The 23,075-nt window shown below is 41.1% G+C and carries 25 protein-coding genes and 1 other RNA gene; 4 read left to right on the top strand and 22 right to left on the bottom strand.

Annotated elements, in window-relative coordinates; all coding sequences use genetic code 11:
• Window positions 1-311 precede the first annotated feature (311 nt).
• The 16 genes from K7A41_RS01580 to K7A41_RS01505 form a co-directional block, all read right to left on the bottom strand.
• Complete coding sequence (locus K7A41_RS01580; RefSeq protein WP_265712298.1) at window positions 312-749, bottom strand: hypothetical protein; 438 nt, start codon at window positions 747-749, stop codon at window positions 312-314.
• A complete protein-coding gene (locus K7A41_RS01575; RefSeq protein ID WP_265712297.1) occupies window positions 739-1,239 on the bottom strand; it encodes a phage tail tube protein in 501 nt (166 codons plus the stop codon). The genes K7A41_RS01580 and K7A41_RS01575 overlap by 11 nt, the downstream gene beginning before the upstream one ends.
• A complete protein-coding gene (locus K7A41_RS01570) occupies window positions 1,236-1,574 on the bottom strand; it encodes a phage head closure protein (RefSeq protein ID WP_265712296.1) in 339 nt (112 codons plus the stop codon). Before K7A41_RS01570 ends, K7A41_RS01575 begins: the two co-directional genes overlap by 4 nt.
• A complete protein-coding gene (locus K7A41_RS01565; RefSeq protein ID WP_265712295.1) occupies window positions 1,565-2,089 on the bottom strand; it encodes a head-tail connector protein in 525 nt (174 codons plus the stop codon). Before K7A41_RS01565 ends, K7A41_RS01570 begins: the two co-directional genes overlap by 10 nt.
• Window positions 2,089-2,295, bottom strand: coding sequence for a hypothetical protein (locus tag K7A41_RS01560; RefSeq protein ID WP_265712294.1), 207 nt, complete (start codon window positions 2,293-2,295; stop codon window positions 2,089-2,091). The genes K7A41_RS01565 and K7A41_RS01560 overlap by 1 nt, the downstream gene beginning before the upstream one ends.
• Window positions 2,282-2,581 carry a hypothetical protein gene (locus K7A41_RS01555; RefSeq protein ID WP_265712293.1) on the bottom strand — a complete coding sequence of 100 codons (300 nt, stop codon included), beginning with the start codon at window positions 2,579-2,581 and terminating at the stop codon, window positions 2,282-2,284. The genes K7A41_RS01560 and K7A41_RS01555 overlap by 14 nt, the downstream gene beginning before the upstream one ends.
• Window positions 2,582-2,641: 60 nt before the next feature.
• Window positions 2,642-2,794: a hypothetical protein gene (locus tag K7A41_RS01550; RefSeq protein ID WP_265712292.1), complete on the bottom strand. Its 153-nt coding sequence runs from the start codon at window positions 2,792-2,794 to the stop codon at window positions 2,642-2,644.
• A 39-nt stretch (window positions 2,795-2,833) separates the two neighbouring features.
• On the bottom strand, window positions 2,834-4,075 hold the full coding sequence (locus tag K7A41_RS01545; protein WP_265712291.1) for a phage major capsid protein: 1,242 nt from the start codon (window positions 4,073-4,075) through the stop codon (window positions 2,834-2,836).
• 30 nt (window positions 4,076-4,105) lie between these two features.
• On the bottom strand, window positions 4,106-4,765 hold the full coding sequence (locus tag K7A41_RS01540) for an HK97 family phage prohead protease (RefSeq protein WP_265712290.1): 660 nt from the start codon (window positions 4,763-4,765) through the stop codon (window positions 4,106-4,108).
• Between the two features lie 214 nt (window positions 4,766-4,979).
• Window positions 4,980-6,392, bottom strand: a complete 1,413-nt coding sequence (locus tag K7A41_RS01535; RefSeq protein WP_265712289.1) for a phage portal protein — start codon at window positions 6,390-6,392, stop codon at window positions 4,980-4,982.
• 11 nt (window positions 6,393-6,403) lie between these two features.
• Window positions 6,404-7,732, bottom strand: a complete 1,329-nt coding sequence (locus K7A41_RS01530; RefSeq protein WP_265712288.1) for a PBSX family phage terminase large subunit — start codon at window positions 7,730-7,732, stop codon at window positions 6,404-6,406.
• Window positions 7,698-8,198, bottom strand: coding sequence for a hypothetical protein (locus tag K7A41_RS01525; protein WP_265712287.1), 501 nt, complete (start codon window positions 8,196-8,198; stop codon window positions 7,698-7,700). The genes K7A41_RS01530 and K7A41_RS01525 overlap by 35 nt, the downstream gene beginning before the upstream one ends.
• A gap of 131 nt (window positions 8,199-8,329) precedes the next feature.
• Window positions 8,330-8,551, bottom strand: coding sequence for a hypothetical protein (locus K7A41_RS01520; RefSeq protein ID WP_265712286.1), 222 nt, complete (start codon window positions 8,549-8,551; stop codon window positions 8,330-8,332).
• Window positions 8,552-8,730: 179 nt separating this feature from the next.
• Window positions 8,731-9,258: a hypothetical protein gene (locus K7A41_RS01515; RefSeq protein ID WP_265712285.1), complete on the bottom strand. Its 528-nt coding sequence runs from the start codon at window positions 9,256-9,258 to the stop codon at window positions 8,731-8,733.
• Window positions 9,258-9,548 carry a hypothetical protein gene (locus K7A41_RS01510; protein WP_265712284.1) on the bottom strand — a complete coding sequence of 97 codons (291 nt, stop codon included), beginning with the start codon at window positions 9,546-9,548 and terminating at the stop codon, window positions 9,258-9,260. Before K7A41_RS01510 ends, K7A41_RS01515 begins: the two co-directional genes overlap by 1 nt.
• A gap of 187 nt (window positions 9,549-9,735) precedes the next feature.
• Window positions 9,736-10,986, bottom strand: coding sequence for a tyrosine-type recombinase/integrase (locus K7A41_RS01505; RefSeq protein WP_265712283.1), 1,251 nt, complete (start codon window positions 10,984-10,986; stop codon window positions 9,736-9,738).
• 93 nt (window positions 10,987-11,079) lie between these two features.
• Here K7A41_RS01505 and K7A41_RS01500 point away from each other — a divergent pair, with 93 nt between their 5' ends.
• Window positions 11,080-11,766 (top strand): HAD family hydrolase, encoded by a 687-nt coding sequence (locus K7A41_RS01500; protein WP_265712282.1) that lies wholly within the window; start codon window positions 11,080-11,082, stop codon window positions 11,764-11,766.
• A 95-nt stretch (window positions 11,767-11,861) separates the two neighbouring features.
• Here K7A41_RS01500 and K7A41_RS01495 read toward each other — a convergent pair whose 3' ends face one another.
• Together K7A41_RS01495 and rnpB are read right to left on the bottom strand one after the other, a co-directional pair.
• On the bottom strand, window positions 11,862-13,253 hold the full coding sequence (locus K7A41_RS01495) for a sigma-54-dependent transcriptional regulator (RefSeq protein ID WP_028069130.1): 1,392 nt from the start codon (window positions 13,251-13,253) through the stop codon (window positions 11,862-11,864).
• A 65-nt stretch (window positions 13,254-13,318) separates the two neighbouring features.
• Window positions 13,319-13,696: RNase P RNA component class A (gene rnpB, locus K7A41_RS01490), an RNA gene on the bottom strand.
• 150 nt (window positions 13,697-13,846) lie between these two features.
• Here rnpB and K7A41_RS01485 point away from each other — a divergent pair.
• Window positions 13,847-14,902: a helix-turn-helix transcriptional regulator gene (locus K7A41_RS01485; protein ID WP_265712281.1), complete on the top strand. Its 1,056-nt coding sequence runs from the start codon at window positions 13,847-13,849 to the stop codon at window positions 14,900-14,902.
• 86 nt (window positions 14,903-14,988) lie between these two features.
• Here K7A41_RS01485 and K7A41_RS01480 read toward each other — a convergent pair whose 3' ends face one another.
• Genes K7A41_RS01480 through argS form a run of 3 tightly spaced genes read right to left on the bottom strand, consistent with a single transcriptional unit; the run spans window position 14,989 to window position 19,056 of the window.
• Window positions 14,989-16,176 (bottom strand): NAD(P)/FAD-dependent oxidoreductase, encoded by a 1,188-nt coding sequence (locus K7A41_RS01480; RefSeq protein ID WP_037532640.1) that lies wholly within the window; start codon window positions 16,174-16,176, stop codon window positions 14,989-14,991.
• 15 nt (window positions 16,177-16,191) lie between these two features.
• Window positions 16,192-17,268 carry a Gfo/Idh/MocA family oxidoreductase gene (locus K7A41_RS01475; RefSeq protein WP_028069133.1) on the bottom strand — a complete coding sequence of 359 codons (1,077 nt, stop codon included), beginning with the start codon at window positions 17,266-17,268 and terminating at the stop codon, window positions 16,192-16,194.
• Window positions 17,269-17,271: 3 nt separating this feature from the next.
• A complete protein-coding gene (gene argS, locus K7A41_RS01470) occupies window positions 17,272-19,056 on the bottom strand; it encodes an arginine--tRNA ligase (protein WP_265712280.1) in 1,785 nt (594 codons plus the stop codon).
• A gap of 108 nt (window positions 19,057-19,164) precedes the next feature.
• Here argS and K7A41_RS01465 point away from each other — a divergent pair, with 108 nt between their 5' ends.
• Window positions 19,165-20,556 carry a decarboxylase gene (locus tag K7A41_RS01465; RefSeq protein WP_028069135.1) on the top strand — a complete coding sequence of 464 codons (1,392 nt, stop codon included), beginning with the start codon at window positions 19,165-19,167 and terminating at the stop codon, window positions 20,554-20,556.
• Window positions 20,557-20,613: 57 nt separating this feature from the next.
• Here the strand turns inward: K7A41_RS01465 and K7A41_RS01460 are convergent, their stop codons facing one another.
• Window positions 20,614-21,123, bottom strand: coding sequence for a thioredoxin family protein (locus tag K7A41_RS01460; RefSeq protein WP_265712279.1), 510 nt, complete (start codon window positions 21,121-21,123; stop codon window positions 20,614-20,616).
• A 353-nt stretch (window positions 21,124-21,476) separates the two neighbouring features.
• Between K7A41_RS01460 and K7A41_RS01455 the strand changes: the two genes are divergently transcribed.
• Entirely contained in the window at window positions 21,477-23,054 is a 1,578-nt protein-coding gene (locus tag K7A41_RS01455; protein WP_265712278.1) for a glycerol-3-phosphate dehydrogenase/oxidase, read from the top strand.
• Window positions 23,055-23,075: the final 21 nt, after the last annotated feature.

Genomic DNA, 23,075 nt, shown 5'->3' with positions numbered 1-23,075 from the left:
TGTAATTCCGGTTTCGCCATTTTCGGGATAAACACGTTCTAAGACTAAATTTGCTATCTCTTCACTTGTCTTTTTTGAACCTGTCCCTAAAGAAAATGTAGTTACAATATTCAAACTGATAGCGTTGTTAGTTGCGAATCCACATTTTAAGCTCTCTTCTGAAACTGTTTGCCCAGAAATAATTATGTAGTTCTTTGATGTGTCAGTTGAGGTTCTTATCTCGTCGAACACAGGAACCAAAACGCCTTTATACAATAAATTTTGCAGCGACCCCAAATACCCAACTCTTACCTCGTATGATGGATCTAGCCTCATGATCTTAAAACTCCTTTCACCTTTTCAATAAATCCACTTGTTGCCGTTACCCACGCAGGCTGTAAATATGGATGGGTCTTGGTGGTGCCCTTACCATTTATATAGTATCTGAGGGCCGCCTTTTGCCACTCTTCAGGCAATGTTCTAACATAGTTGGCAGCATACAAACCGGTACCAAATTCTAGGTATACAGGCATATTTCGCATTATCCCTGATCCAGGCATTTCATTAACCTGAACTACATACCCGTATCCATTTTTATTCGATACGATTTTACCTTCAATTAAGGCATCTATCATTGGAGGTGCGCCTAATTTTGCCGCAGACTGTACATGCTCACCGGTAGACCTAACTAAGGCCCTAACACCATTACGGTATTTTTTGAGCTTTCGGTCTAGCATCCTTTGAGCCGTGTTTAGTCCCTTAATTGCCATGTACTTCAACTATTATCTTTTCCCCAGTGCTGGGAACAATATATTTACCAAAATTATCTGCCAGGTATTTAAGGAAATTGCCGTTTATCTTTCCTTTACCTTTGAATGTGACGCTGAAAGAAAACGCTTCATTCATTGTCTGATTCTCCGTATAGCTTACTATTGTTACTCTTCCTTGACGGGCGTATAAGCTGCCGATTTTGGCTATTTTTATATCAAAAGGCTCACCACTCACTGAAAGATCAAACAAAGCGTTATGGCTGACTTGTGATGCCTCCAGTCCGTCATCTATAGCATAACCTTGAGCAGAAATTGTAAATGATATTTTACTATTTCTATGGTTTGAATATTTACCATCGCATTCGCTGGATGTTTCAATAGTTTCGGCTTCTATCTGGAGCTCATTTGCTACCAAGCAGGCGATTGTCTTCCAATTATCATCACCAGCTCTTTTTATAAATACCAAATATTCGCTCCCGTTCTCAATCATACCTTACTTGCAACTGCTATTATTTCAATGTAACCGTCTCTCTCGTCAATATTTTCATTCCCATCAATAGCATATTCTTTGCCTTTTATCACTATACGCATGTCGCTGGACACTACCTTATCTTTTCGATACCGGATTTTTACGGAGAAAACCTTTTTAAGTCTATCCTGATAGCTCTCTGCTACCCGTGTGGCTCGGACTTCTTTAACTTCGGCCCATGTCTTCCAGTAATCCACCAGTGTGCTGTCAGAGCCTCCACCTTCATCAGGTATTATCTCCAACCTCTTGATAAGGATAATCTGCCTTCGTCTCCCTATTTGTGTATTTAAAGCCATAGGTTACGCGAATAAGGTTTGACATAGTTCTTCGTTGAGTTAGCTAGATTGGTACCGCTTTGCTGCTGATTATTGCTATTGATAATAAAGTTTTCCCGATTGTCGAAATCAGTAGCTACCTGTTTTAGTACGGCAATTTTAAGGTCGGTTGGCAATGGCTTAAATCCTGCCCTGTATGTAATAAAATAACCTCCTGCCTGCTCGATGCGAACCTTAAACTTAATTGTCTGATCAAATGGTATTGGATGGCCTTCATTGTCAACCACACCTTCAATCTCAATAACCGGTGAACATGGAAGCCAAAGTGTTTTAGTAGTGTCAGAATACACCTTGATACGCTTTTCAACTAAAGATATATTGGCCCATTGTTCTATGGATGACCGCGCAGAGGAAATAAGCTCAGTAATCAAGCTATCCTCTTCGGTATAATCATCATCTACTTTACAATATCTCTTTGCCTCAGATAACGTGACAGGCTCAGCACCAATAACCTCTAATATCTCAATGTTTAGCATTACCCTTTATACTCTTTGGTTTTTCGAACTTGCTTTTCCTCTTTTTCAGCAACCGGCGATTCCAATACATCAACCCAATCTTTAGCTATATATCTCTTAGCCTTTTGCTCGTTTGTTTCAGTAAACACATCCCCTGGATGATAAAACCCTCCACAGTTACATGTTGGTTTCTTACTGATCAATACTTTTGCTTTAAACTTGTACATTTCTTACAACTTTTACTGGATATTCATCATAATTTTCAGCCATATAACTTTCATCAACAGGCCAAAAGTGCCACCCTAACTGTTCTGTGTATCCCTTGAGGATAAACTTACCGGTATGGACAATTTGAGTTCCTTCGCCTGATTCGGGAGTTTTCAAGAATATCGAACCATCTGGCCCTTCTTTACCATTGCCTGAAAGCCATTCTAAAACCTGTTTTCTATTTAACTGCGTTAGCTCTACACCTTCTAACGGCTTAATATTCTTTTTAATAAACTTTCTGATCATAGTCATTTCTTTGTAGCAATTAGGGGAATCGAACCCCTAACTTGTACCATATTGCTAAGTCTATTTGATAAACTTCTTCTTCTTGAAGCTATCCACCAATAAAGCTGATACTTCGAACTTTTCCCCCTCTTCTCGTCCGGGGAAATCTTTTGTTGCTTCTACTGTCACCTTCTTTGTAAGGTCTACTACCTTTTCTTCTTTTTTATCTGCCATGATTGAATAAAATTAGAGTGAATAAATAGCCAACTCCGATTAAGGAGCTGGCGTTAAAGCTGCGATGATGTTCGCAAAATCATCATAAACAAACGCGCCTTGGTCAACTGATTTTACATAAGCATGTAAACGCTGCTCAACTAGGACGGTACGCATGTTATGGGAGAAGTCATCGCCATCTAAACCGATTTGTACTTGCTTTCCTTTGTACATACGGATATGGAAACGAGTCATATCCCCAACCAGAACTTTACCTACAGGAATCTCGTCGGATTCTACAATAGCTGTTGCACCTATCCGCTGCCCGTCTGCGGTTGTGAATGGAGGTAAAACGTACTGACCGTTTCCTGTCCCTGCTTTTTTAAGATCCATATTAGCTGCATCGATCGGGTTGATGAATGCCGCATTGGCTCTGAACTTCATGGATCTAACTTGTGCAATAGCCGCTCGAATTGCACCATAACGGTCGGGATCTTCTCCTTTTATGGTTGTTAAAGAGTAAGGAACTGCATACAAAGTAAGACCTTTAGGTTCATCCCCAGTGCCTGTACCAGTCAGTAACTTAGCAGCTGTCTGCTCGTCAACCTCCATAATTCCATCTTTACGGATTTCAGATGCCAAGAATGGGACATCATCCAATGCTTCGGTAGAAACGCGGAAACGAACTGCAATCTTTTTAGCGTTAGATGTTTCTTTCGCAATACCAAAAGAACGCAAAGGCTTTAAGTCACCTTCACCAATAAACAAAGCATGACCTTCCTCATTTACTTTGTTGATCCAAACGATAACTGGGCTTGACGTGCTCTGCGTATCAGCATAGTTCATGATATTGTAATCAATACGGGGCGCTTGGTTTAACCCAGGCTCAATAACTGGGGCCGGCACATATGCCGACGCGTCACCTTGAAATCCCGTTACAGTGATATCAGTGGCAGCCTTTTCAAACGAAACAACGTTTTGAAATCCGCCTCGCTCACCAGATTTGACCGCTGCAATAGCATCCTTAGATTTCTCTAACATTTTCTCTAAAGACTCTCCTTTACCTGATCCGCCACCATTTTGCAACTTGAGATCTAATTGATCTAAGTGTTTTTGCATTTCCTCTTGACTACCTTCAAGTTCTTTTACCTTATTTTCTGCTTTTTCTGCGCGATCTTCGGCTGATTTGGCCTTCTTTTCTGCCTCATCTAACTGCGCTTTGAAACCTTTTGTAGCTTCCTCTGCCGCCTCTTTCTGTGCAGCTTTCACTTTTTCTAATGCTTCTTTTTCTTTCTCGTCCATCTCACTTATCTTTTCTGTGAAAAATTGCTTTTATAATCCTGCTATAACTGCGCTGTAGACCGTCGGCTCGACTTCCTTTTCAGTGGATTTTCCCGGCTGCATAAGGTCATAAAGTGACTTGATACGTTCAGTTAATTGAATAAATGTTTCGTCTGTGTATTTACCATTCCTTACAGCTTTCTCTAGCATTGAAATGGTTTGAAATAGGTCATCTGCTGATTTAACACCGGTAACAGGTGTGTTTGAGTTTGCCCCCCAGAACTGAAGGCTTGACCCTTCCAATAGCATATTTTCATAAATGTAATTAGCATCTGATTTTTGCTGCTCGTTAATCGTGATATACCCATGTGAGTGTTCGGTAATGATACCATCCTCAACCATAAGTAAGAAATCACGGCCAGCGGTGTGTCTTCCTGCTTTAGATTCATAGTACAATCCAAATGAATCCTCTTTAAGCTCCAGGATAGTAGCAACAGCATTCTTTTTGTTGTGATCAAGTAAATGTTTGATACGTGGGTTCTTCGACTTTGGCCCATTCTCTCGAATAGATTTGGAAAATGCCCCTTGAACAATGATATCCCCATCGCTGTCCTTTGAACCAAAATGAGCAAAATATCCGGTTACGATACCTTGCTTAACATCTACATCTTTAAAACCTTGGGAAATCCCTTTTGTTAACATACCCAGCATAATCACTCTCACTTTACAGAAAAAGGGCAAGATAGAACCAACAACACGTAATCAAACACACACCTCTATCTTACCCTTAATCAATTTGTCATCCCCTGACCACTAACCAACCTCACTAAACCAAACTATTAATGAACATTCTTCTGCTAAGATAAATAGCTTTTGCTAAATTTCAAAATTATTTTAGCATAAATTTGCTTAATATTTTAGCATACTATGTTTTACTATTGCCAGCAGGTGTTTCCGACTCATTTAATCCACTTGATTGTTGGCTTGTCTGTTGCATATTAATCTCCGTACTTGTTTGTTTAAGATTACTTGGCAGCAACATTATGTCGGCAACCTTGTCCGGATGAGCATCCCAACCTATTATGCCTCTAAACTCATTAGTGGTAAAATGCCCGTTGCCATAAATTTCCCTCATAAGCTTAGCATCTGGTTGAAGTTCCGGATAAAACTCGCTGTCAGCCTCTAAGAAGTACTTTCGATTATCGCCTTTAGTCATCATTGGCACAAGCCAGTAATTTAATGACTCCGTAATATCATTATGTTGAGGCATAACGTTCTGAGTAACCAATGATTTATGAGCCACTTCTGAACTATCATACTTAGCACCATCCTTAATACCCACCAGCAATGGGTCAACATTGAATATCATACAAACTTTTCTAAGATCTTCTTTATCGGCTTCGATGAGTTTTAAGTCAGCCACACTATCTCCAATGTTATGAACTTTTACGGATGCAGATGTCGCCTGGATATTCATATAATTCTCTGGCCCCTGCAGCTTCTCTTTTATCCGGTCATTGATTATGTCCAGTTGATCCTGACTCATTGTTTCCTCATTTCCGGCCGGTTGTTCCGCACTGATCAAAAATGCTCTACCTCCGTTGATATATGCTCTCGTTTGCGCCTTCTGGTTTGCCTTCTCTCTGTTAATAAGGTTTCGAGCTACCTCGATAGGAGCAACAGCATGTAAACCGTCGCCAGCATAATTGTACATAGGATTCCATTTCTTGATGTGACAAATCCTATGTGGGGCAATTTCGATTGGACTGCCATCAAAATAGAAAACATAGTGCTTTATCGGGTTACGGAAGTCGCCTGAATAAATAGGCTCTACTAAGTGAGGCGGCAATGAATACAACGCTTGAGGTTTACCTGCGTTTCTGCCTAAAACAGGAATGTCAGCATATATCATACACTCTCCAAGGGTGTTGTAGAAACCAAACAGGTCTTCCCTGAACTGCATGGCTGTTTGAAAGTTATTCGGCTTGTTTAATAGATCGAGTATAGGGCTTGATTGCACCTCATTCAATGATTTAACCTTAAATTCCTTTGCTTTATGAGCAAATTCGGCCTTTTGCCGGTAGTTTAGGTAATAAGCCTGCTTTTGTTCATCCTTTACCTCATACAATAACCACGGGCATGGTTTTGCCTTATCTACAATTACGCGGACTACACTGAATATATTGGCTGAATTAAACATTGCCTCTTCAAGTAACCCAGACTTGCCACCTTTGAGTAGATCCATTATATCCCGGCCAATACTCATGACTGGAGTAAATACACCGTATCCGCTTGGTGTATAACCTTTCTTTTTAAATAATCTGTCCCACAATCCCATACACCACTATTTTAGTTGTTATAAATTTCCCTTTTCTTCTTGTAATACTGTGGATACACAGCATAACGAATAGCATCAATAGCATGGTTGTAAGCATCAACCGGTATTTTACTCTTCTTATCGTGCCACACGTAATTGTTAAACTCGCGGCCCAGCTCTATACTTTCTCTGTCCACGATTATTTCGTTAAAATCCTGCATTATCGCAATACCGGCAGTCACACTACCCTGCCCCTTTATTGTTTCCTTAATATTACACCCTAATCCCTTAAGTTCAGAAATAAGTCTAGGTTCAGCACTATCAGCATATATCAAGGCGCCTTTGGCATGCTCACTATTCAAGTCATATATCTCACTGGTTTTTAGCTTAGGCTTGTAGACATACAGCTTAACATACAGTCTTTTGCGCTTCTTGTCGATTGATGTTCTTACAAGGGTTGTAGGATCGGTACTAAATCCAAAGTCTTGACCCCACACACTCGGCGCAACCTCTTCGAATTCCCCGTATCGCCAGTTGGTAAATACAACACCCTCTGCATTGTTGAGCCACCCCCCTAATACCGAGTGCTTGTAATAACGCGATAGCTTCACCAAACGAGGCTTGGCAACCTCTAATTTTATTAACTCATCCTCTGTCAGCGATTTGGTTTCCTCATACGCTTCTCTAGCCTCTTCGAACTCTTCCCATAGGTTGTCAGCTATATGCTCCCGCTCCATATCCAAGTAGGTGGAATGGATATAAAGAATGTTGCCTACAATACCATTAAACCCTTCCTCTACCCCTCTTTCTTCAAAGAACTCTTTGTAAATCCAATGCTCCTTGGTCGCCGGATTCAAGATTAGTATATTAAGGTTCCTCTTCTCGGCCCTGATGGACTTCTTTATCTTGTCCCACTGCTTGAAGTCTGGCATTTCTTCCGCCTCTTCAAGTACAAAAACAGAAAACCCCTTTAGCGATTTAAGAGATGCTGTTTGGTTACCTGAGGATGTCTTTATACCCTTAAACACGATCTTGGCTTTCCCGTCTACGGTATTCACCCTGTCCTTTAGGACCTCAAAGGCCGGCCCACAATTAAGAAGGTCAATCTTCTCTTTGAACTCGGGGATAATTGAGTCTTCTGTGGTTGCCATGGTATACCGAGTGTATAGTACAGACCTTGAATAATCCTTGGCCGCAATACATGTTGCTGTCCCTATGGCAAATGATTTTTGGCTGTTACGACCACCGGTTATAACGACAGTATCAACCTTGTAAAGTGGGTCGTCATCCGGCGCATCAAACCATTGAAAAACTGGCTCATAACGATCACTTATCCTTAGATCCTGAACTTCCTCTTCCATCTCCCCTACTACCACTTGTAAATACTATTTTGGTTGGTTGCGTAGCCATAGATCCATCTGATGACTTGTGATCTATTTCGGTCTTTTCCCCATACTTCTTAGGGTTCATTTTACTTAACGCCCATTTTCGGGCATCAATCTTTAATCTACTACGCTGAATAGCTTCGCCAACAACTCTGAGCTTACCATCATCTGTTATATCTAAATCAGGATTTGATTCGTCTGATATCTCAATGATTTCATCAAACATTATTTCCGCACGGATTTCCATCGCGCGCGCGTACTGCTTCTCTAATTCTTTATCCTCACTAATCCATTTAAGAAAAACAGCAACTGATGGTAATAAATCTCGATTAGCGTACTGAAGAATAGCCCTTAAGCTTTCGCCATCACATATTCTGTTTATGACCTGTTCAAAAGCCAGCTCTTTTTTTTCTCCTACCCACGTTTCCGGTCTCCCTGCCATTATGCTAAAATAAAGCTAAATATGTGCTAAAATAATTATTTATTTTTAGCATTCAAAATTCAAATAGCTAAAGTTATGAGCAAAAAAAAGAGCCACATTACTGCAGCTCCATACCCTATCTTAATTTACGACTATGCGAATAGACCTACCACATCCTGAGGTATACTCCCATCCTCTTCCAGCCAAATGGTTAACACCCCAACAGCATCCTCATCCGTACCTGTTAATATGGTATGTATTTGGTCAACTGTCTCCTTTACTCTTAAAGTTGTCCCATCTAATAATTTAATCTGGGTAAACAGGAAATTATCATTCCCGTCTTCCACTTCCAAAAACGATTTAATTGAGGACACCAATATAATATTATTGAATCTCTTTTGTCCTTCATTTTGAATTGTTAATAATTTCAGCATTTTAATTACGTATTGATTTACCCAAATATACTAAAGATTATATCAAAATTTGTCAGTTTTTTTAGCAAAAGAAAAGCCCCAACTTTTCAGAAGGGGCTTTCTATTTATTTTATTTGTTATCAACACAAACCGATTTCCGGTATTGATTTATTTGAATATAATGTATTCTTTATCTTGTTCTTTAATATTTCATTTACGCTAATCTTAGTCTGACTTAGTGAATGTTTAGCTTGGAAAATCAAAAACTTACATATATACTTAATTTTTATTGCTGATAAAAATGTGATTTGAATTTGGTTCTTATAATAATCATCCATTAATTTCTTTAAATCCTCTCCATTGCTTTCAATGTACTTTGGATACCAAGATGAATCAACTTTAACTTTGTTTTTCTTCATCTTTCTTTGTATTGCAATCATTACTTCAATATCAAGGAATTTAGGATTGACTGCAATATTTTTATTGACGTTTAAGAATAGTAGATCTTCTTTCGATAGATACCTTTTGTTTTTCAAAATATACAATTCAATCTTGTCATAATTAGAAACAAGTTTCCGTCGAAGCAGTTCCATTCTTTGGATCTTTATTGTCTTATAAAGGGCAGCGCCCAAAAGACATAAAGAAAGAAATGTAAGTAAAATGTTCATTATGCACTCCTTTTGAAAAATTTAACCAATTTTTTGAAATAGCCCTCACTTTTTGCGTCAACAACTATTCCTTTGGCTCTTTCATGCACTATTTGTTTCAAGCTCTGGATATACTCATCCTTATCTTTAATGCGAGCTTCTACTTGTAACTTATAACCTCTGTCGGTAACGAATTGTTTTAATAAAATGCCGGCAACTATACCTACAACAAAGGTAGCAAAATATATTCCAAACTTGTCAAGCACTTGCTGGATCAAGTCAGTAAATTCTGTTTTGATATTTAGAAACACTGATTCACATGGTTAATTCTATGCTAATATAAATTAAAATTTGAATACAACAAAAATTAATTATCAAAAAGCCCGATCACTTGGGAGGTGTCGGGCCTTAAACTAACCAATTATAAACCTAAATTATGAATGATCAAATATACCAATATAATTAGTATTTTCAAACTGTTTTACTACATTTTTTAGCCTAAAGTTTCTGATCTTCGTTCAATTTGTCAATTACTGCCTTCTGCACTCTATCGACTATCGACCAGTCTGGGGTAATGTATATATCCGTTGTGCTGGTATCTCGGTCAGTATGGTTTAGTGCAATAGCGACGTCCTCTTTATGTATTTTACAGTCGTTACGGGCTATTGTTGCGAAACTGTGACGCGCGTAATATGTACTTATATCTTCATCTATTCCTAGCTTTTTTGCAAGGCTCTTTAGCCCCTTATTGGTGGACAGTACCAAGTTCTTTGTATTAGACCACCGTTGTTTCACCGATAGGTACCAGCATACGTAGGGCTCCGCTTCCTTGGGAATTTTGACGCTGATAAACCCGTTGTCCTTGCGCCTGCCCTCTACCTTGGACCGGTTATAGTTCAGCCGGCCATTAGCTTTATTTAAATTGGCCGTGAGGTCCACTACGTTTACGCCACACATCATGAATATGATCATGAATATATTTTTCCCCACTGTCTCACCCCATGACACAGGCTGGTAATCTCTGATCTTTCGGATATCTTCTACAGTTAACGAGCGTTTCTTGGTAGCCGCCATCTTCGGCGGATCTACTCGCGAAAAAGGATCATGAGATATCCGTATTATTCCAAGATCATAATCATTGTGTTTTTCTTTGAACATCTCGAATAATTTACGGAACCGGAAATAGATCGTGTATAGCGAATTATCGGACTTAATACGACCATCGGTAACGGTTCTGTTAGCCTTGTAGGCCCCCACATACCGGACAATTTCCTTAGGCTTCTGCAAATATTCCATAAATGATTTAATATACTTGGATGTTATGCTGTTTGACATCAGGGGCCTACCCTTCTGGAAGTCCTTCAAGTGATTTATAGTCGAGCGATACGTACTCCAGGTATTTGGTTTTCGGGTTCTCTTTATTTCCTCAAATGCTTCGTCGAGATACCCCATGAAATCCAGTTCTTTTGAATCGGCCGTAAGGATATCTTTAAGCTGGGCCGCGGTATACGTTTCTGCCTTTAGACCCAGTAGGCTGATCTTATTCTGAAGATCACGGATATCCGCGGAAAGGTAGTCAATTACGAACTTCTGCTTAATAGTGTTATCTTTGCCCAGCTGACTTGCGGTGATGTAATGGGACGTTTTAATATACACTGATTTTCGCTTATGCGTCAATCGGAAAACAACCAGCCATTTGCCATCCTGTCGCTGATTGTTTTGTAAAATAGTTGGGGTTATAGTAGCCATAGGTTTTATAAAACATTCACAAAACAATACCACACAAACGTACACAAAATTTGTTTAAGTTTGCTAATTTTATTAGTACAAAAATTTGATTATATGCATTTAAACGAAGAAACTAAAGATTTTAGCCGATATGCCGCTATTTTTGACATGGATGGTGTGATCAGTCACACAAATCCCTTTCATGCAGAAGCTTTTAGAGCTTTCTTTAAAAACCATAATATTGAGCAGGCAACCGAAGAAGAGTTTGAGCAGCATATGTATGGCAAGCACAACAGCTATATTATGCAGCATTTTTTTAAACGCCCAATTTCCCCGGAAGAGCTACGTACGCTCGAATTTGAAAAAGAGCAACTGTTCAGGGTGATTTATAAAGACCATGTAGCCCCTATAAAAGGTCTCATTGAGTTTCTGGGCCAGTTAAAAGATAGCGGATTCAAACTTGCTGTGGCGACCTCCGCTCCGAAAGAGAACATGGATCTAATTCTGGACGAGCTTAATATCCGTTCGTTATTTTCTTCGACATTGAGTAGTGAGGATGTAAAATTACACAAACCTCATCCCGAAGTTTATTTGAAATCGGCAGAAAATCTGGGAATCCCCATTAAGCAGTGTATTGTATTCGAAGATTCCTTTTCAGGCATCACAGCGGCTCAGAATGCCGGAATGAAAGTAGTCGCGGTACTTTCTACACACAAGAGAGACGAGCTTCCTCCTAGTGATATATACATCCAGAACTATACTGAAATTACAGTTGCTAATGTAAAATCAATACTACGATAAAACGCTAGTCAACGGCTATATAGTATACTATTAGCCAAAGCGCTGTTGCGATATAACATTAAAAAGTGAGGGCCTGCTTGGGGGCCCTTACTTTTTTAATCTCTCTTTAAACCGAATTTTTCAATTTTGCTATACAAATGGCTGCGCTGTATGTCCAGGTCATCTGCTGTCTTAGAAACATTCCAGTTATTTTTTTCCAGCTTATATTTTATGAACTCTTTTTCAGCGTGGTCCTTGTAATCTTGAAACGAATCAAATGAATCCATATCCAAACCATAGTTAATGATCCCTTTTTCATGGGCAATTCCATTCACGGGTTCGCGGGAAGGATTGGCAAATGCGACGACATCTTTATCCGTAATGGATCTATCACTTAGGATGATCAATCTTTCAATCATATTCCGCAGTTCACGGATATTTCCGGTCCATGGTAACTGGCTCAATTCTTTCATTGCAGCGGCAGTAATTTCTTTGACCGGAATGCCATACTCCATACATATCTCCTCACAAAAACTCGTTGAAAGCAAGGGAATATCCTCCGTCCGCTCCACCAAAGAAGGTACATGAATCAAGATTACGGAAAGACGGTGGTATAAGTCCATTCTGAAGTTGCCTTCTTCAATTTCTTTCAGTAGATCTTTATTCGTTGCCGCAACGACGCGTACATTGACATCGATTTCCTTGTCGCCACCAACGCGCGTGATTTTATGTTCCTGTAAAGCACGTAGCACTTTGGCTTGAGCAGAAAGGCTCATATCGCCGATTTCATCTAAAAAGAGTGTACCGCCATTCGCCTGTTCAAATTTACCTATACGCTGTTTGATAGCCGATGTGAAGGATCCTTTTTCATGCCCAAAAAGCTCTGATTCGATCAGTTCAGAAGGAATCGCAGCACAGTTGACTTCGACCAGAGGGCCTTGCGCACGGTTTGATTTTTCATGAAGCCAGCGAGCCACAAGTTCTTTTCCTGAACCATTGGCCCCTGTAATCAATACTCTTGCTTCTGTTGGAGCGACCCGGTCTATAGTTTCCTTGATACGCTTGATCGCACCCGATTCTCCCAAAATGTCCTTCGTTTTCGAACTGCTGACCTTACGTTTAAGTACTTTGGTCTCCGTCACCAGCGAACTCTTATCCAGCGCATTTCGGACCGTGATGAGCAATCTGTTCAGATCCAATGGCTTCTCCAAAAAATCAAAAGCCCCCTTCTTTGCCGCTTCCACTGCGGTTTCTATGGTCCCATGTCCCGAAATCATGATAAAAGGAATATCCGGACTGCTCTGATGTGCTTCTGCAAGGACTTCCATGCCGTCCATCGCATTCATCTTTATGTCACAAAGAACTAAGTCAACTTTTTCCTTTTTTAAAATATCTAATCCGTCGCGACCATTGTCAACGTCTAAAATCGTGTAATCTTCGTATTCCAAGATATCACGTAGAGAACTTCTGATGGCGCGTTCATCATCAATGATTAAAATTGTACTCATAAATTCAGCATTATGCTATTTTCAATTATGGGAATCAATATAAGGTTTTTTTAGCAATTAGCGAAAAAGAAGCAAACCTTGTAAGCCGGGTTCTGTAGACCACCGAAGTGGAATTTCTATCATTTATCTAGGTTTGCCATCACTGACAAACTCAATCAACCTACCCATTACGAATTCCAATAAATTGAAAGAAGACGAGCAGCCTTCGCATTTCGTAACCTATTTGGTCTTTCAACACACGAGGTTTACCGTAATATATGTCACCATATAAGACCGTAAGCTCTTACCTTACGTTTTCACCCTTACTCCGAAAAGCGGTATATTTTCTGTGGCACTTTCTGTCTGTTATATCCATAACATCCTTCCCGTTAGGAAGCGTGTCGCTCTATGTTGCCCGGACTTTCCTCTCCTCCCGAAAGAGCAGCGATAGAACCAGTTTGCTTCTGCGCAAAAGTAATTATTTTACTTCGGAAAACATCAATTTCTTTGCAATTTCAGCACATCTACAGCAGTGCGCATGGCATTTCGTTAAAATTCCCTCACAGCATGCACAAAAGTTTTGTATTTTCATCCCAACTTAAGTCAATAAAGAGATGGCACTCAATAAACTTGCGCTGATCCGTTATAAAATAATCGACAATTGTCTGCGAATGAGGCATAGAAAATGGACATTAGAAGATCTAATGGAAAAGGTCTCCGATGCTCTTTATGAGTTCGAGGGAATCAAGAACGGTATAAGTAAACGAACGATCCAGGGGGATATCCAATTGATGCGGAGCAACAAATTGGGCTACAATGCACCCATTATCGTTACACACCGCAAGTTTTACACCTATGAAGACCCTGATTACAGTATTAGCAACTCACCTATTTCTACGGGGGATATGCAAAAAATGAAAGAAGCCGTCGAAGTACTGAAGCACGTCAGTGGCTTTTCGAGCTTCGATGAAATGAGCGATATCATCGCCCGTCTGGAAAATAGCATACATACCCGAAGAGATAATCAACCATCCATTATACAGATGGAAAGCAACAAGCTCTTGAAAGGCTTGTCTTTCATCAGTCCACTTCACCATGCCATACGTGAAAAGACACCCCTGCTCATCACTTATCAGTCCTTTAAAGCCATACGGAAACAGGATTTGATATTCTCCCCTTACCTACTGAAAGAATATCGCAACCGCTGGTTCCTCATTGGACACCACAGGAAAAGTCAAGGCCTGATGACCCTTGCGCTGGACCGGATCTGCGGAATAGAAGAAATGGGAAAAAGTGCATACATTGAATATATCGGGGTGGACTTTGAACGCTATTTCTCCGACACCATTGGGGTCACCAAGTCGCAAAAAGATCGGGGGCAACGCGTCATACTACACATCAACGCGAAGAATGCACCTTATGTTGAAACGAAGCCACTGCATCCATCACAGCAGATTCTGAACCGAAAGGAAGACGGTTCGCTTTTAATCCGAATCGATGTCGTGATTAACTTTGAATTGGAAAGAGAGATCCTGGGATTCGGGGAAACAATCACCGTACTTGCTCCCAGAAATCTACAAACCCGCATAAGACAGCGCTTGTCTGCTGCGGCAAAATTATACATCAATGAACCAGAAAAACAGGATGCAGTACACCATCGTAACGGATAGTTCCAAAAAAAAGGTTCGTGAATGGATAACAGAAAAAACCGCTGGATTATGTTACCCTTAAATAACAAAAAGCCTGCTATACTGAGCTACAGATCCTGGGCAATAACATAGCCACTAGCCCAGGCCCACTGGAAATTATAACCGCCCAGCCATCCCGTAATGTCGACCGTTTCACCGCCAAAATAAAGTCCGGGAATTTTCCTTGCCTCCAAAGTCTTGCCGTACAATTCTGCCGTTGAAACGCCTCCACGCATAACCTCTGCCTTATCGTACCCCCTATCTCCAGCAGGCTTAACCTTGAAACAATGGACCGTATCGGTGATATGTTTGGCATCCGCCTTGCTCAGGGAAGCTATCTTGATGTCTAAATCGATGAATTTGCCAAACGCATCAACAAGCTTTCGGCTGAAATAATCATGCAACAATTGCGATACCAGCCGCCGTCCACCCTTTTGTCGTTCTGCTTTAATAACTTCCTCGAGATTGAATTGTGGAAGCAGGTTGATCCTGATCTCATTTCCGGGCCGCCAATAACTGGATATCTGAAGAATGGCAGGCCCACTTAATCCCCAATGTGTAAACAATATATTCTCTTCGAAAGCAATCGTACCGATCGACACTCTCGAAAAGACGGTATTTCCAGCCAAGGCTGCATACCAATCGGCATCTTTACCGGTAATGCTGAGGGGCACCAGAGCCGGTGCAGTCTGTACTACATCCAGACCAAATTGTTTTGCTATACGCAGACCAAAGTCCGAAGCTCCTAATTTTTGAACGGGTAGTCCTCCTGAAGCGACAACCACTTTTTTCGCCCGGTACTGTGCCATACCCCGACGATCTTCTGCAGTGATGACAAATCCCACCCCATCTTTTATAACCGAACGAACAAGGGTGTTCAATGCGATATCCTGGCCTGTACTGTAAAGTATGTGGGTAAACACACCAACAATATCTTTGGCTTTATCTGTTTCCGGGAAGAGCTGCCCTAGTGTTTTCTCCTTCCCTTTAATACCATAACGCTCAAAAAAGTTAATGGTGTCTTCGACCGTCCATTGTTGGAATACACTATGTAAAAATTCAGGATTTTCAGAAATAAAATTGCGAATGGTAGTCTCTATATTGGTATAATTACATCGTCCACCACCAGATATCAATATCTTTGCTCCCACCTTATCATTACGCTCCAGCAACAGTGTTTTCTTACCCAACAACCCAGCCTGTGCAGCACACATCAGGCCGCAGGCACCACCGCCGATAATAATTGCGTCATACATGTTTGCCATCACGTTTTAATAAGCAATCAACTGTCCCTCGGCCGAAATTACTTTTCGCTCCAATTGGCTTTGATACCCCAATTCGATAATCCGGATCACATCCCTGGCTTGCTCGGGACTCGCCATCAAAGCAGCGTTTCCTAAAATAGTATCTGCTACATTCTGATAAAATTCCGGATAAGATCCGCGTTCCGACCGGACCACCTCCAACACGTCCTTTCCTTCTTCGACGATATGGAGTGTTCCATAAATACTGGGATCTTCTTCCCCCCAATTTGGATCCTCATCCGGAAATTGACCCGCTCGTAATAAAGCTTCCTGCGGATCTACACCGTGTTTTACGAAGTTGCCGTTGAGGCCAAATAGACGGTAACGCGGTGTAGGCTCCTTCGCTAGCATGGACCCTTTTAACGATACCCGAAGGTTATCATAATATAAAATACAGTCAAAATTATCTATTGTCTTCGCGTAATCGCGCTGTATTGCCAAATCGCAGAAAACAGCCTGCGGCTTACCAAACAACTGCAGAGTCTGATCAATAAGATGCGGCGCCAAATCATAAAAAATTCCTGAGCCGGGCAAGTTTTCCTCACGCCAGGCATTCGGCCGTAAATAATTTCGAAAACGGTCAAACCGGGCCTCGAGATTGACAATCCGCCCCAGGCGGCCTCCTCGAACAATTTTCTCGACGGTACGGTAATCCGAGTTAAACCGTAGATTGTGATACGGCGCAAGGACCAGATTCCTTTCCTTCGCCAGAGCAATCAATTCGTCTGCCTGCGCCACAGTATTGGTAAAGGGCTTCTCAACAACAACATGCTTGCCCGATTCCAAGGCCCGCTTGGCAAGAGGATAATGCATATCGTTGGAAGTCGCCACCACCACCAAATCAATGGCTTCGTCTCCCAAAATCTCGTCTGCAGAGAGTGCAATCTCTACCTGGGGAAAACGCTCTTTGAGCAGAGCCTGCTGCTCGGCTTTCCGGGCAGTCACTTTAACGAGTTCAAGTGTTGCAACAGCACGCATGACAGGCGCATGAAATACCTGTCCGGAGATACCGAAACCGATCAAACCTACACGGATCTTTCTCATCGCTTACATTCTTTCGGGTACATCAATCCCCAATAAAGCCATACCTCTGGCAATAACCTTCGCTGCTGCAGATGACAAATGCAATCTAAAATTCTTGACTTCGTTGTCTTCGGCTTTTAAAATGCTCTCCTCATGATAGAATTTATTATATAACTTGGCAACTTCATAGATATAGTTTGCCAGCTGTGCCGGGCTAAACTCTTGCGCTGACGCCTCAATGACCTCGGGAAATACGCCCAGTTGTTGAATGAGATCCCTTTCGTAGGAAGAAATGGATGACACTGCCGCCAGGGAATGACCGGATTCAAATTCGGCTTTGCTCAGGACAGACTTGATACGCGCATGCGTGTACTGAATAAAGGGTCCGGTATGCCCCTGAAAATCCACCGACTCATTGGGATCAAACAATAGCCGCTTTTTGGGATCCACTTTCAATAGAAAATACTTTAAGGCCCCCATACCGATTGTGTTGTATAATTCTGCCTTCGCATCTTCAGGCAATCCCTCGGTCTTGCCCAACTCTTCGGTGCGTTCCTGCGCAGTTCTGACCATCTCAGCCATTAGATCATCGGCATCCACAACGGTCCCTTCCCGCGATTTCATTTTGCCTGAAGGCAGATCCACCATACCATAAGAGAGATGAAATAAACCATCTGCCCAGGTCTTGCCTAGTTTTTTTAGAATCAGAAATAACACCTTGAAATGGTAGTCTTGCTCATTGCCTACAACATAAATGGATTCATCCATCTTAAATTCATCGTATTTAAGCTGTGCTGTACCCAAATCCTGGGTGATATAGACCGAGGTGCCGTCTCCGCGGAGCACCAATTTCTGATCCAGTCCTTCATCTGTCAGATCGATCCAGACAGAATGATCGTCTTTTTTGAAGAACACACCTTTATCCAATCCCTCCTGAATGATGTCTTTCCCCAGAAGATAAGTATCCGATTCGTAATAGTACTTATCGAAATCGACCCCCAGTTGTTTATAAGTCCTCTCAAATCCAGCATATACCCAGCCGTTCATCGTCCGCCAGAGCGTAATAACTTCCTCATCACCAGCTTCCCATTTTTGAAGCATAGCCTGGGCTTCTTTCATGAGAGGTGCATTTTTCTTAGCTTCTTCCTCAGATTGGCCTGTAGCCCTCAAGCTGTCAATTTCCTTTTTATATTCCTTATCAAATATTACATAATATTTGCCGACCAGATGGTCTCCTTTCAATCCGGTAGATTCAGGAGTCTCGCCAGTACCAAATTTCTGCCAAGCGAGCATGGATTTACAGATATGTATCCCCCTGTCGTTCACTAAATTCGCTTTAACAACCTCATAACCATAAGCTTTGAGAATTTCAGCAACAGAATAGCCTAATAAGTTATTACGGATATGTCCCAAATGTAAAGGTTTGTTTGTATTGGGTGAAGAATATTCCACCATCAACTTTTTGCCATTCGACGGAAATGTACCAAAATCCCGAGCGGCAATCTTTTCATTCAGGAGAGAAATCCAATAAGCATCCGAAAGTACAATATTCAAAAAGCCCTTGATTACATTGAAGTCCGATATTTCGGCAATATGTTGCTGCAGAAAAGCACCGATCTCCTTGCCAGTCTGCTCGGGCGACAATTTCGAAAAGCGTGTTACTGGAAAAGTTACGATTGTAATCTGCCCTTCAAACTCCTTGCGGGTAGCTTGCAAAGCCAATTGATTTTCTAAAATATCTGCATGATAAAGCTCTTTAACTGCCTGTACAGTGACTTCAACAAGTCGCTTTTGAATAGAATTTGCCATTTAACGATTTTGTAAATTTTACAACTTCCTGATAGTGAATTGGAAATAAATAACATTCCTTATTTAGGTATTCACCATTAAAGTATATCTTTGCAAAAATAATAAAAAATGCAGAGCTATCAGGAATTTCTTGACTTAAGTGTTGGTTTTCCGCAGGACGGATTCGAAATCATCGACGACGAATTGTATTTCCATGATTTGAATTTAATGGAAATGATAGAAACGTACGGCACGCCATTACGTTTTACTTATTTGCCTATCGTCAGCAAAAAAATTCAGCAAGCTAAAATCCTTTTTCAGACCGCAATCCTGAAACACGATTATCGCGGAACCTATAAGTATTGTTATTGTACCAAATCGTCTCATTTCAAGCATATCGTAGAAGAAGCGCTGAAAAATGATATCCATCTCGAAACTTCATCTGCATTTGACATGCCTATGATTGATTCATTGGAAAGACAGGGCACTGTAACAAAAGATATTACGGTAATCTGTAATGGATTCAAAACTTATCAATATAAGCAGTACATTATTGATATGATCCATGATGGGTATAAAAACATTATACCGGTACTGGACAACAAAGAAGAGTTTAACCTTTATGATGATGAGATCGAACTCGATGAACCTTGCGCGTTAGGAATCCGTGTTGCTTCTGAAGAACAGCCAGATTCACAATTCTATACCTCAAGACTGGGAATACGGCAGGAGGACGTCATTGATTTTTATAATAATAAAATCGTTGATAATCCTAATTTCAAAGTGAAACTGCTCCATTTCTTTATCAATTCGGGTATTTCTGATACTCCGTATTATTGGAATGAACTGGAAAAATATGTGACTCTATACTGCAAGTTCAAAAAAGTAAACCCAGACCTCGATACACTTGATATTGGTGGCGGTATGCCTTTCAAGGATTCGTTGGTACATGATTTCGACTACGAATATATGGTCAACGAGATCGTTAACCGCATCAAGCAGATCTGCGCACACCATGATGTCATGGAACCCGACATTATTACCGAATTCGGCAAGTATACCGTAGCCGAAGCATCGGGTATTCTTTACAAAGTTTTGGGACGCAAACAACAGAATGACCGCGAGCGCTGGTTTATGATTGATGGATCTTTCATCACCAACCTCCCTGATGTATGGGCCCTAAACCAAAAGTATATCTTATTGCCTATCAATAATTGGGACTCCGAATACGAACGTGTCAATCTGGGCGGAATTACCTGCGATGGACAGGATTACTACAATCAGGAAGCCCATATGAACTCGGTATTTATGCCAAAAACCCGTAAAGTACAATATCTGGGCTTCTTCCATACCGGTGCTTACCAGGATGTACTGAGTGGATATGGCGGTATACATCATTGTCTACTCCCCTCTCCAAAACATGTATTGGTCCGTCGCAACCGGGATGAAACATTCAATTATGAAGTTTTTGGCGAAGAGCAGAACTCCAAACAGGTCATGAAATTACTCGGATACCAATAACTTAAGCTTTAGCGAAATAATAAAAAAAACACTTGTTGATGACAAGTGTTTTTTTTATTATTTCGCTACCCAGGCATTAAAAAATTTTAGCACTTTATCCTCGTCATAACTCTTTCCTTTTTCCAAGCTACCGCTTTCCTGCACATGTAATGTATTTCCATTTTTATCCAGTACAATAAAGAAAGGATAACCTAGTTTATTACCTTCAGGCGCATATTTTTGAAAAACAGCTTCATTTTTATTCTCTTTTGAATAGTTGAGATGATAATACAGAAAACGGCGCCGAAGTAACTCATCGACCTTAGCCGTTTTATGAATGTAGTCGTTAAATCGCAAGCACCAGACACACCAATTCCCCCCCGCTTGGATAATGATATTTTTATGCTCTTTTTTTGCACGTTGCAGCAACTCATCGATATCTTTTTGTGCGTCCGCCTGGGGGTTATATGGTTTCACAAACTCCTCCTGAACTTTTGCATGCTCCTGAGCCAATGCCTTATCTGTATGCAGCAATCGTCCACCTGTAAGGAATGACAGACCAAGGAATAGTAATTTAATTCTTTTCATCGTGCGATTCGTTATATAATTATTTATTAAAAATACAAAATCGTTGTCCGAATACCAAACATATGGCCCTCATGTTGGTTAACATTATGGATAATTCAGCATGAAAAATGTGAGCGTACAGGTAAAATCGATCAAATTAGTACTTCCTTAAAATAAAGAAACGCACGATAATGAAGAAAAATCACACAAATACAAGCATAATATCAAAACAAAAAATAACAAAAACAAACATTCGCTATGCAGACAATTTTAATCAAAATCCTTTATTTTCTCATAAATAAACTATAACTTAGTCATTAGCGAATACAGCTATAGGAAAAAAGAGGTTTTCAAAAAACCAAAAACGAAATAAAATGAAACATGAAGAATTCAACAGATCGAGATTACTAGAAAAGATAAAAGGCTCCAGTGAATGGGATGTTGTTGTCATCGGCGGCGGAGCAAGTGGCTTAGGCGTCGCCCTAGACGCGCTGAGCCGGGGCTTCAGAACGTTATTACTGGAACAAGTTGATTTCGCAAAAGGCACCTCAAGTAAAGCGACCAAACTTGTTCACGGAGGTGTACGCTATCTGGCACAAGGTGACATCGCCCTCGTTAGAGAAGCGCTCCATGAAAGAGGGTTGCTGCAACAGAACGCACCACATCTGGTCAAAAATCAATCCTTTATCATTCCCAACTACAGCTGGTTTGACGGCCCTTTTTACACCATCGGAATGAAAATTTATGATTTTCTGGCCGGTAAATTGAGCCTCGGAAAATCTACACATATCAGCAAAGAGGAAACCAGACGGAGAATCAGCACCGTAAGAACAAAAGGTCTATATGGAGGAGTTGTCTATCAGGACGGCCAATTCGACGATGCCCGTCTGGCAGTAAATATAGCTCAAACCTGCATTCAGATGGGTGGCGTTATACTTAATTATATCAAAGTGACGGATCTGACAAAATCAGACTTGGGGCTGGTGAACGGTGTTGTCGCACAAAATACGGAAACTGGCGAGAACTTCACCATCAAAGGGAAAGCAGTGATTAACGCTACCGGAATCTTCGTCGACGACATTCTAAAAATGGATAGACCGGAAGCCAAGCAACTCGTCAGGCCCAGCCAGGGGGTTCATCTTGTTTTTGACAAATCCTTTCTTCCCGGCGACGATGCGATCATGATCCCAAAGACCGATGATGGCAGAGTGCTCTTTCTAGTTCCATGGCACAACCGCGTCATCGTCGGCACAACAGATACACCGATTGATGAGCATAGCCTTGAGCCCGTAGCCTTGGAGCAAGAAATAGACTTCATCCTCAAAACTGCTGGGCGATACCTCACCAAACAGCCAACACGACAGGATGCACTCGCTGTGTTCGCTGGTCTTAGGCCACTGGCAGCGCCGACAGACAATTCGAACAAAACCAAAGAAATCTCCCGGAGTCATAAAGTTATCGTCAGCGACTCTAAACTGCTGACATTAACGGGTGGAAAATGGACCACATTCCGCCGCATGGGGCAGGATACCGTGGACAAGGCGATCAAAATCGGCTGCTTGCCAAAAAAAGAAAGTACATCAGCTACAAAAAAAATCTATAGTGCTATGCCGACTTCCGACCGAAGCAATCATATGTACATATACGGGTCCGACCAAGACGCTATAAACGCCCTCGCGAAAGAAAATCCAATCTGGAACGAAAAACTAGTGGAACCGCTCGAATTTAAAAAAGCGGAAGTCGTGTGGGCTGTGCGGAATGAATTGGCCAGAACAGTGGAAGATGTATTATCTCGAAGAGTCCGCCTCTTATTCCTCGACGCCAGGGCAGCCATTGATGCTGCTCCGGAGGTTGCCAGAATACTTGCCGAGGAACTTGGAAAGGATGAAAACTGGCAAAAAAAACAAATAGAAAGTTTCCAAAACGTTGCAAAAAATTATATCTTAAACTAGTTCGAAATAACCAGCAGTAAT

The organism is Sphingobacterium sp. InxBP1 (genome assembly GCF_026191775.1).
In the GTDB taxonomy this organism is placed as follows: Bacteria; Bacteroidota; Bacteroidia; order Sphingobacteriales; family Sphingobacteriaceae; genus Sphingobacterium; species Sphingobacterium thalpophilum.
Note: the sequence above shows the minus strand (reverse complement) of the source record. Positions and strands in the feature narration are given on the sequence as shown.

Excerpts from the sequence above, each read along its gene's own strand:
- K7A41_RS01475 (WP_028069133.1), bottom strand. The coding sequence starts at position 17,268 with ATGAGAAAGATCCGTGTAGGTTTGATCGGTTTCGGTATCTCCGGACAG.
- K7A41_RS01535 (WP_265712289.1), bottom strand. The coding sequence starts at position 6,392 with ATGGGATTGTGGGACAGATTATTTAAAAAGAAAGGTTATACACCAAGC.
- K7A41_RS01540 (WP_265712290.1), bottom strand. The coding sequence starts at position 4,765 with ATGCTGGGTATGTTAACAAAAGGGATTTCCCAAGGTTTTAAAGATGTA.
- K7A41_RS01500 (WP_265712282.1), top strand. The coding sequence starts at position 11,080 with ATGCATTTAAACGAAGAAACTAAAGATTTTAGCCGATATGCCGCTATT.
- K7A41_RS01515 (WP_265712285.1), bottom strand. The coding sequence starts at position 9,258 with ATGAACATTTTACTTACATTTCTTTCTTTATGTCTTTTGGGCGCTGCC.
- K7A41_RS01575 (WP_265712297.1), bottom strand. The coding sequence starts at position 1,239 with ATGATTGAGAACGGGAGCGAATATTTGGTATTTATAAAAAGAGCTGGT.
- K7A41_RS01525 (WP_265712287.1), bottom strand. The coding sequence starts at position 8,198 with ATGGCAGGGAGACCGGAAACGTGGGTAGGAGAAAAAAAAGAGCTGGCT.
- K7A41_RS01555 (WP_265712293.1), bottom strand. The coding sequence starts at position 2,581 with ATGATCAGAAAGTTTATTAAAAAGAATATTAAGCCGTTAGAAGGTGTA.
- K7A41_RS01550 (WP_265712292.1), bottom strand. The coding sequence starts at position 2,794 with ATGGCAGATAAAAAAGAAGAAAAGGTAGTAGACCTTACAAAGAAGGTG.
- K7A41_RS01565 (WP_265712295.1), bottom strand. The coding sequence starts at position 2,089 with ATGCTAAACATTGAGATATTAGAGGTTATTGGTGCTGAGCCTGTCACG.
- argS (WP_265712280.1), bottom strand. The coding sequence starts at position 19,056 with ATGGCAAATTCTATTCAAAAGCGACTTGTTGAAGTCACTGTACAGGCA.
- K7A41_RS01545 (WP_265712291.1), bottom strand. The coding sequence starts at position 4,075 with ATGGACGAGAAAGAAAAAGAAGCATTAGAAAAAGTGAAAGCTGCACAG.
- K7A41_RS01455 (WP_265712278.1), top strand. The coding sequence starts at position 21,477 with ATGAAACATGAAGAATTCAACAGATCGAGATTACTAGAAAAGATAAAA.
- K7A41_RS01560 (WP_265712294.1), bottom strand. The coding sequence starts at position 2,295 with ATGTACAAGTTTAAAGCAAAAGTATTGATCAGTAAGAAACCAACATGT.
- K7A41_RS01465 (WP_028069135.1), top strand. The coding sequence starts at position 19,165 with ATGCAGAGCTATCAGGAATTTCTTGACTTAAGTGTTGGTTTTCCGCAG.
- K7A41_RS01580 (WP_265712298.1), bottom strand. The coding sequence starts at position 749 with ATGGCAATTAAGGGACTAAACACGGCTCAAAGGATGCTAGACCGAAAG.
- K7A41_RS01480 (WP_037532640.1), bottom strand. The coding sequence starts at position 16,176 with ATGTATGACGCAATTATTATCGGCGGTGGTGCCTGCGGCCTGATGTGT.
- K7A41_RS01505 (WP_265712283.1), bottom strand. The coding sequence starts at position 10,986 with ATGGCTACTATAACCCCAACTATTTTACAAAACAATCAGCGACAGGAT.
- K7A41_RS01485 (WP_265712281.1), top strand. The coding sequence starts at position 13,847 with ATGGCACTCAATAAACTTGCGCTGATCCGTTATAAAATAATCGACAAT.
- K7A41_RS01495 (WP_028069130.1), bottom strand. The coding sequence starts at position 13,253 with ATGAGTACAATTTTAATCATTGATGATGAACGCGCCATCAGAAGTTCT.
- K7A41_RS01570 (WP_265712296.1), bottom strand. The coding sequence starts at position 1,574 with ATGGCTTTAAATACACAAATAGGGAGACGAAGGCAGATTATCCTTATC.
- K7A41_RS01460 (WP_265712279.1), bottom strand. The coding sequence starts at position 21,123 with ATGAAAAGAATTAAATTACTATTCCTTGGTCTGTCATTCCTTACAGGT.
- K7A41_RS01530 (WP_265712288.1), bottom strand. The coding sequence starts at position 7,732 with ATGGAAGAGGAAGTTCAGGATCTAAGGATAAGTGATCGTTATGAGCCA.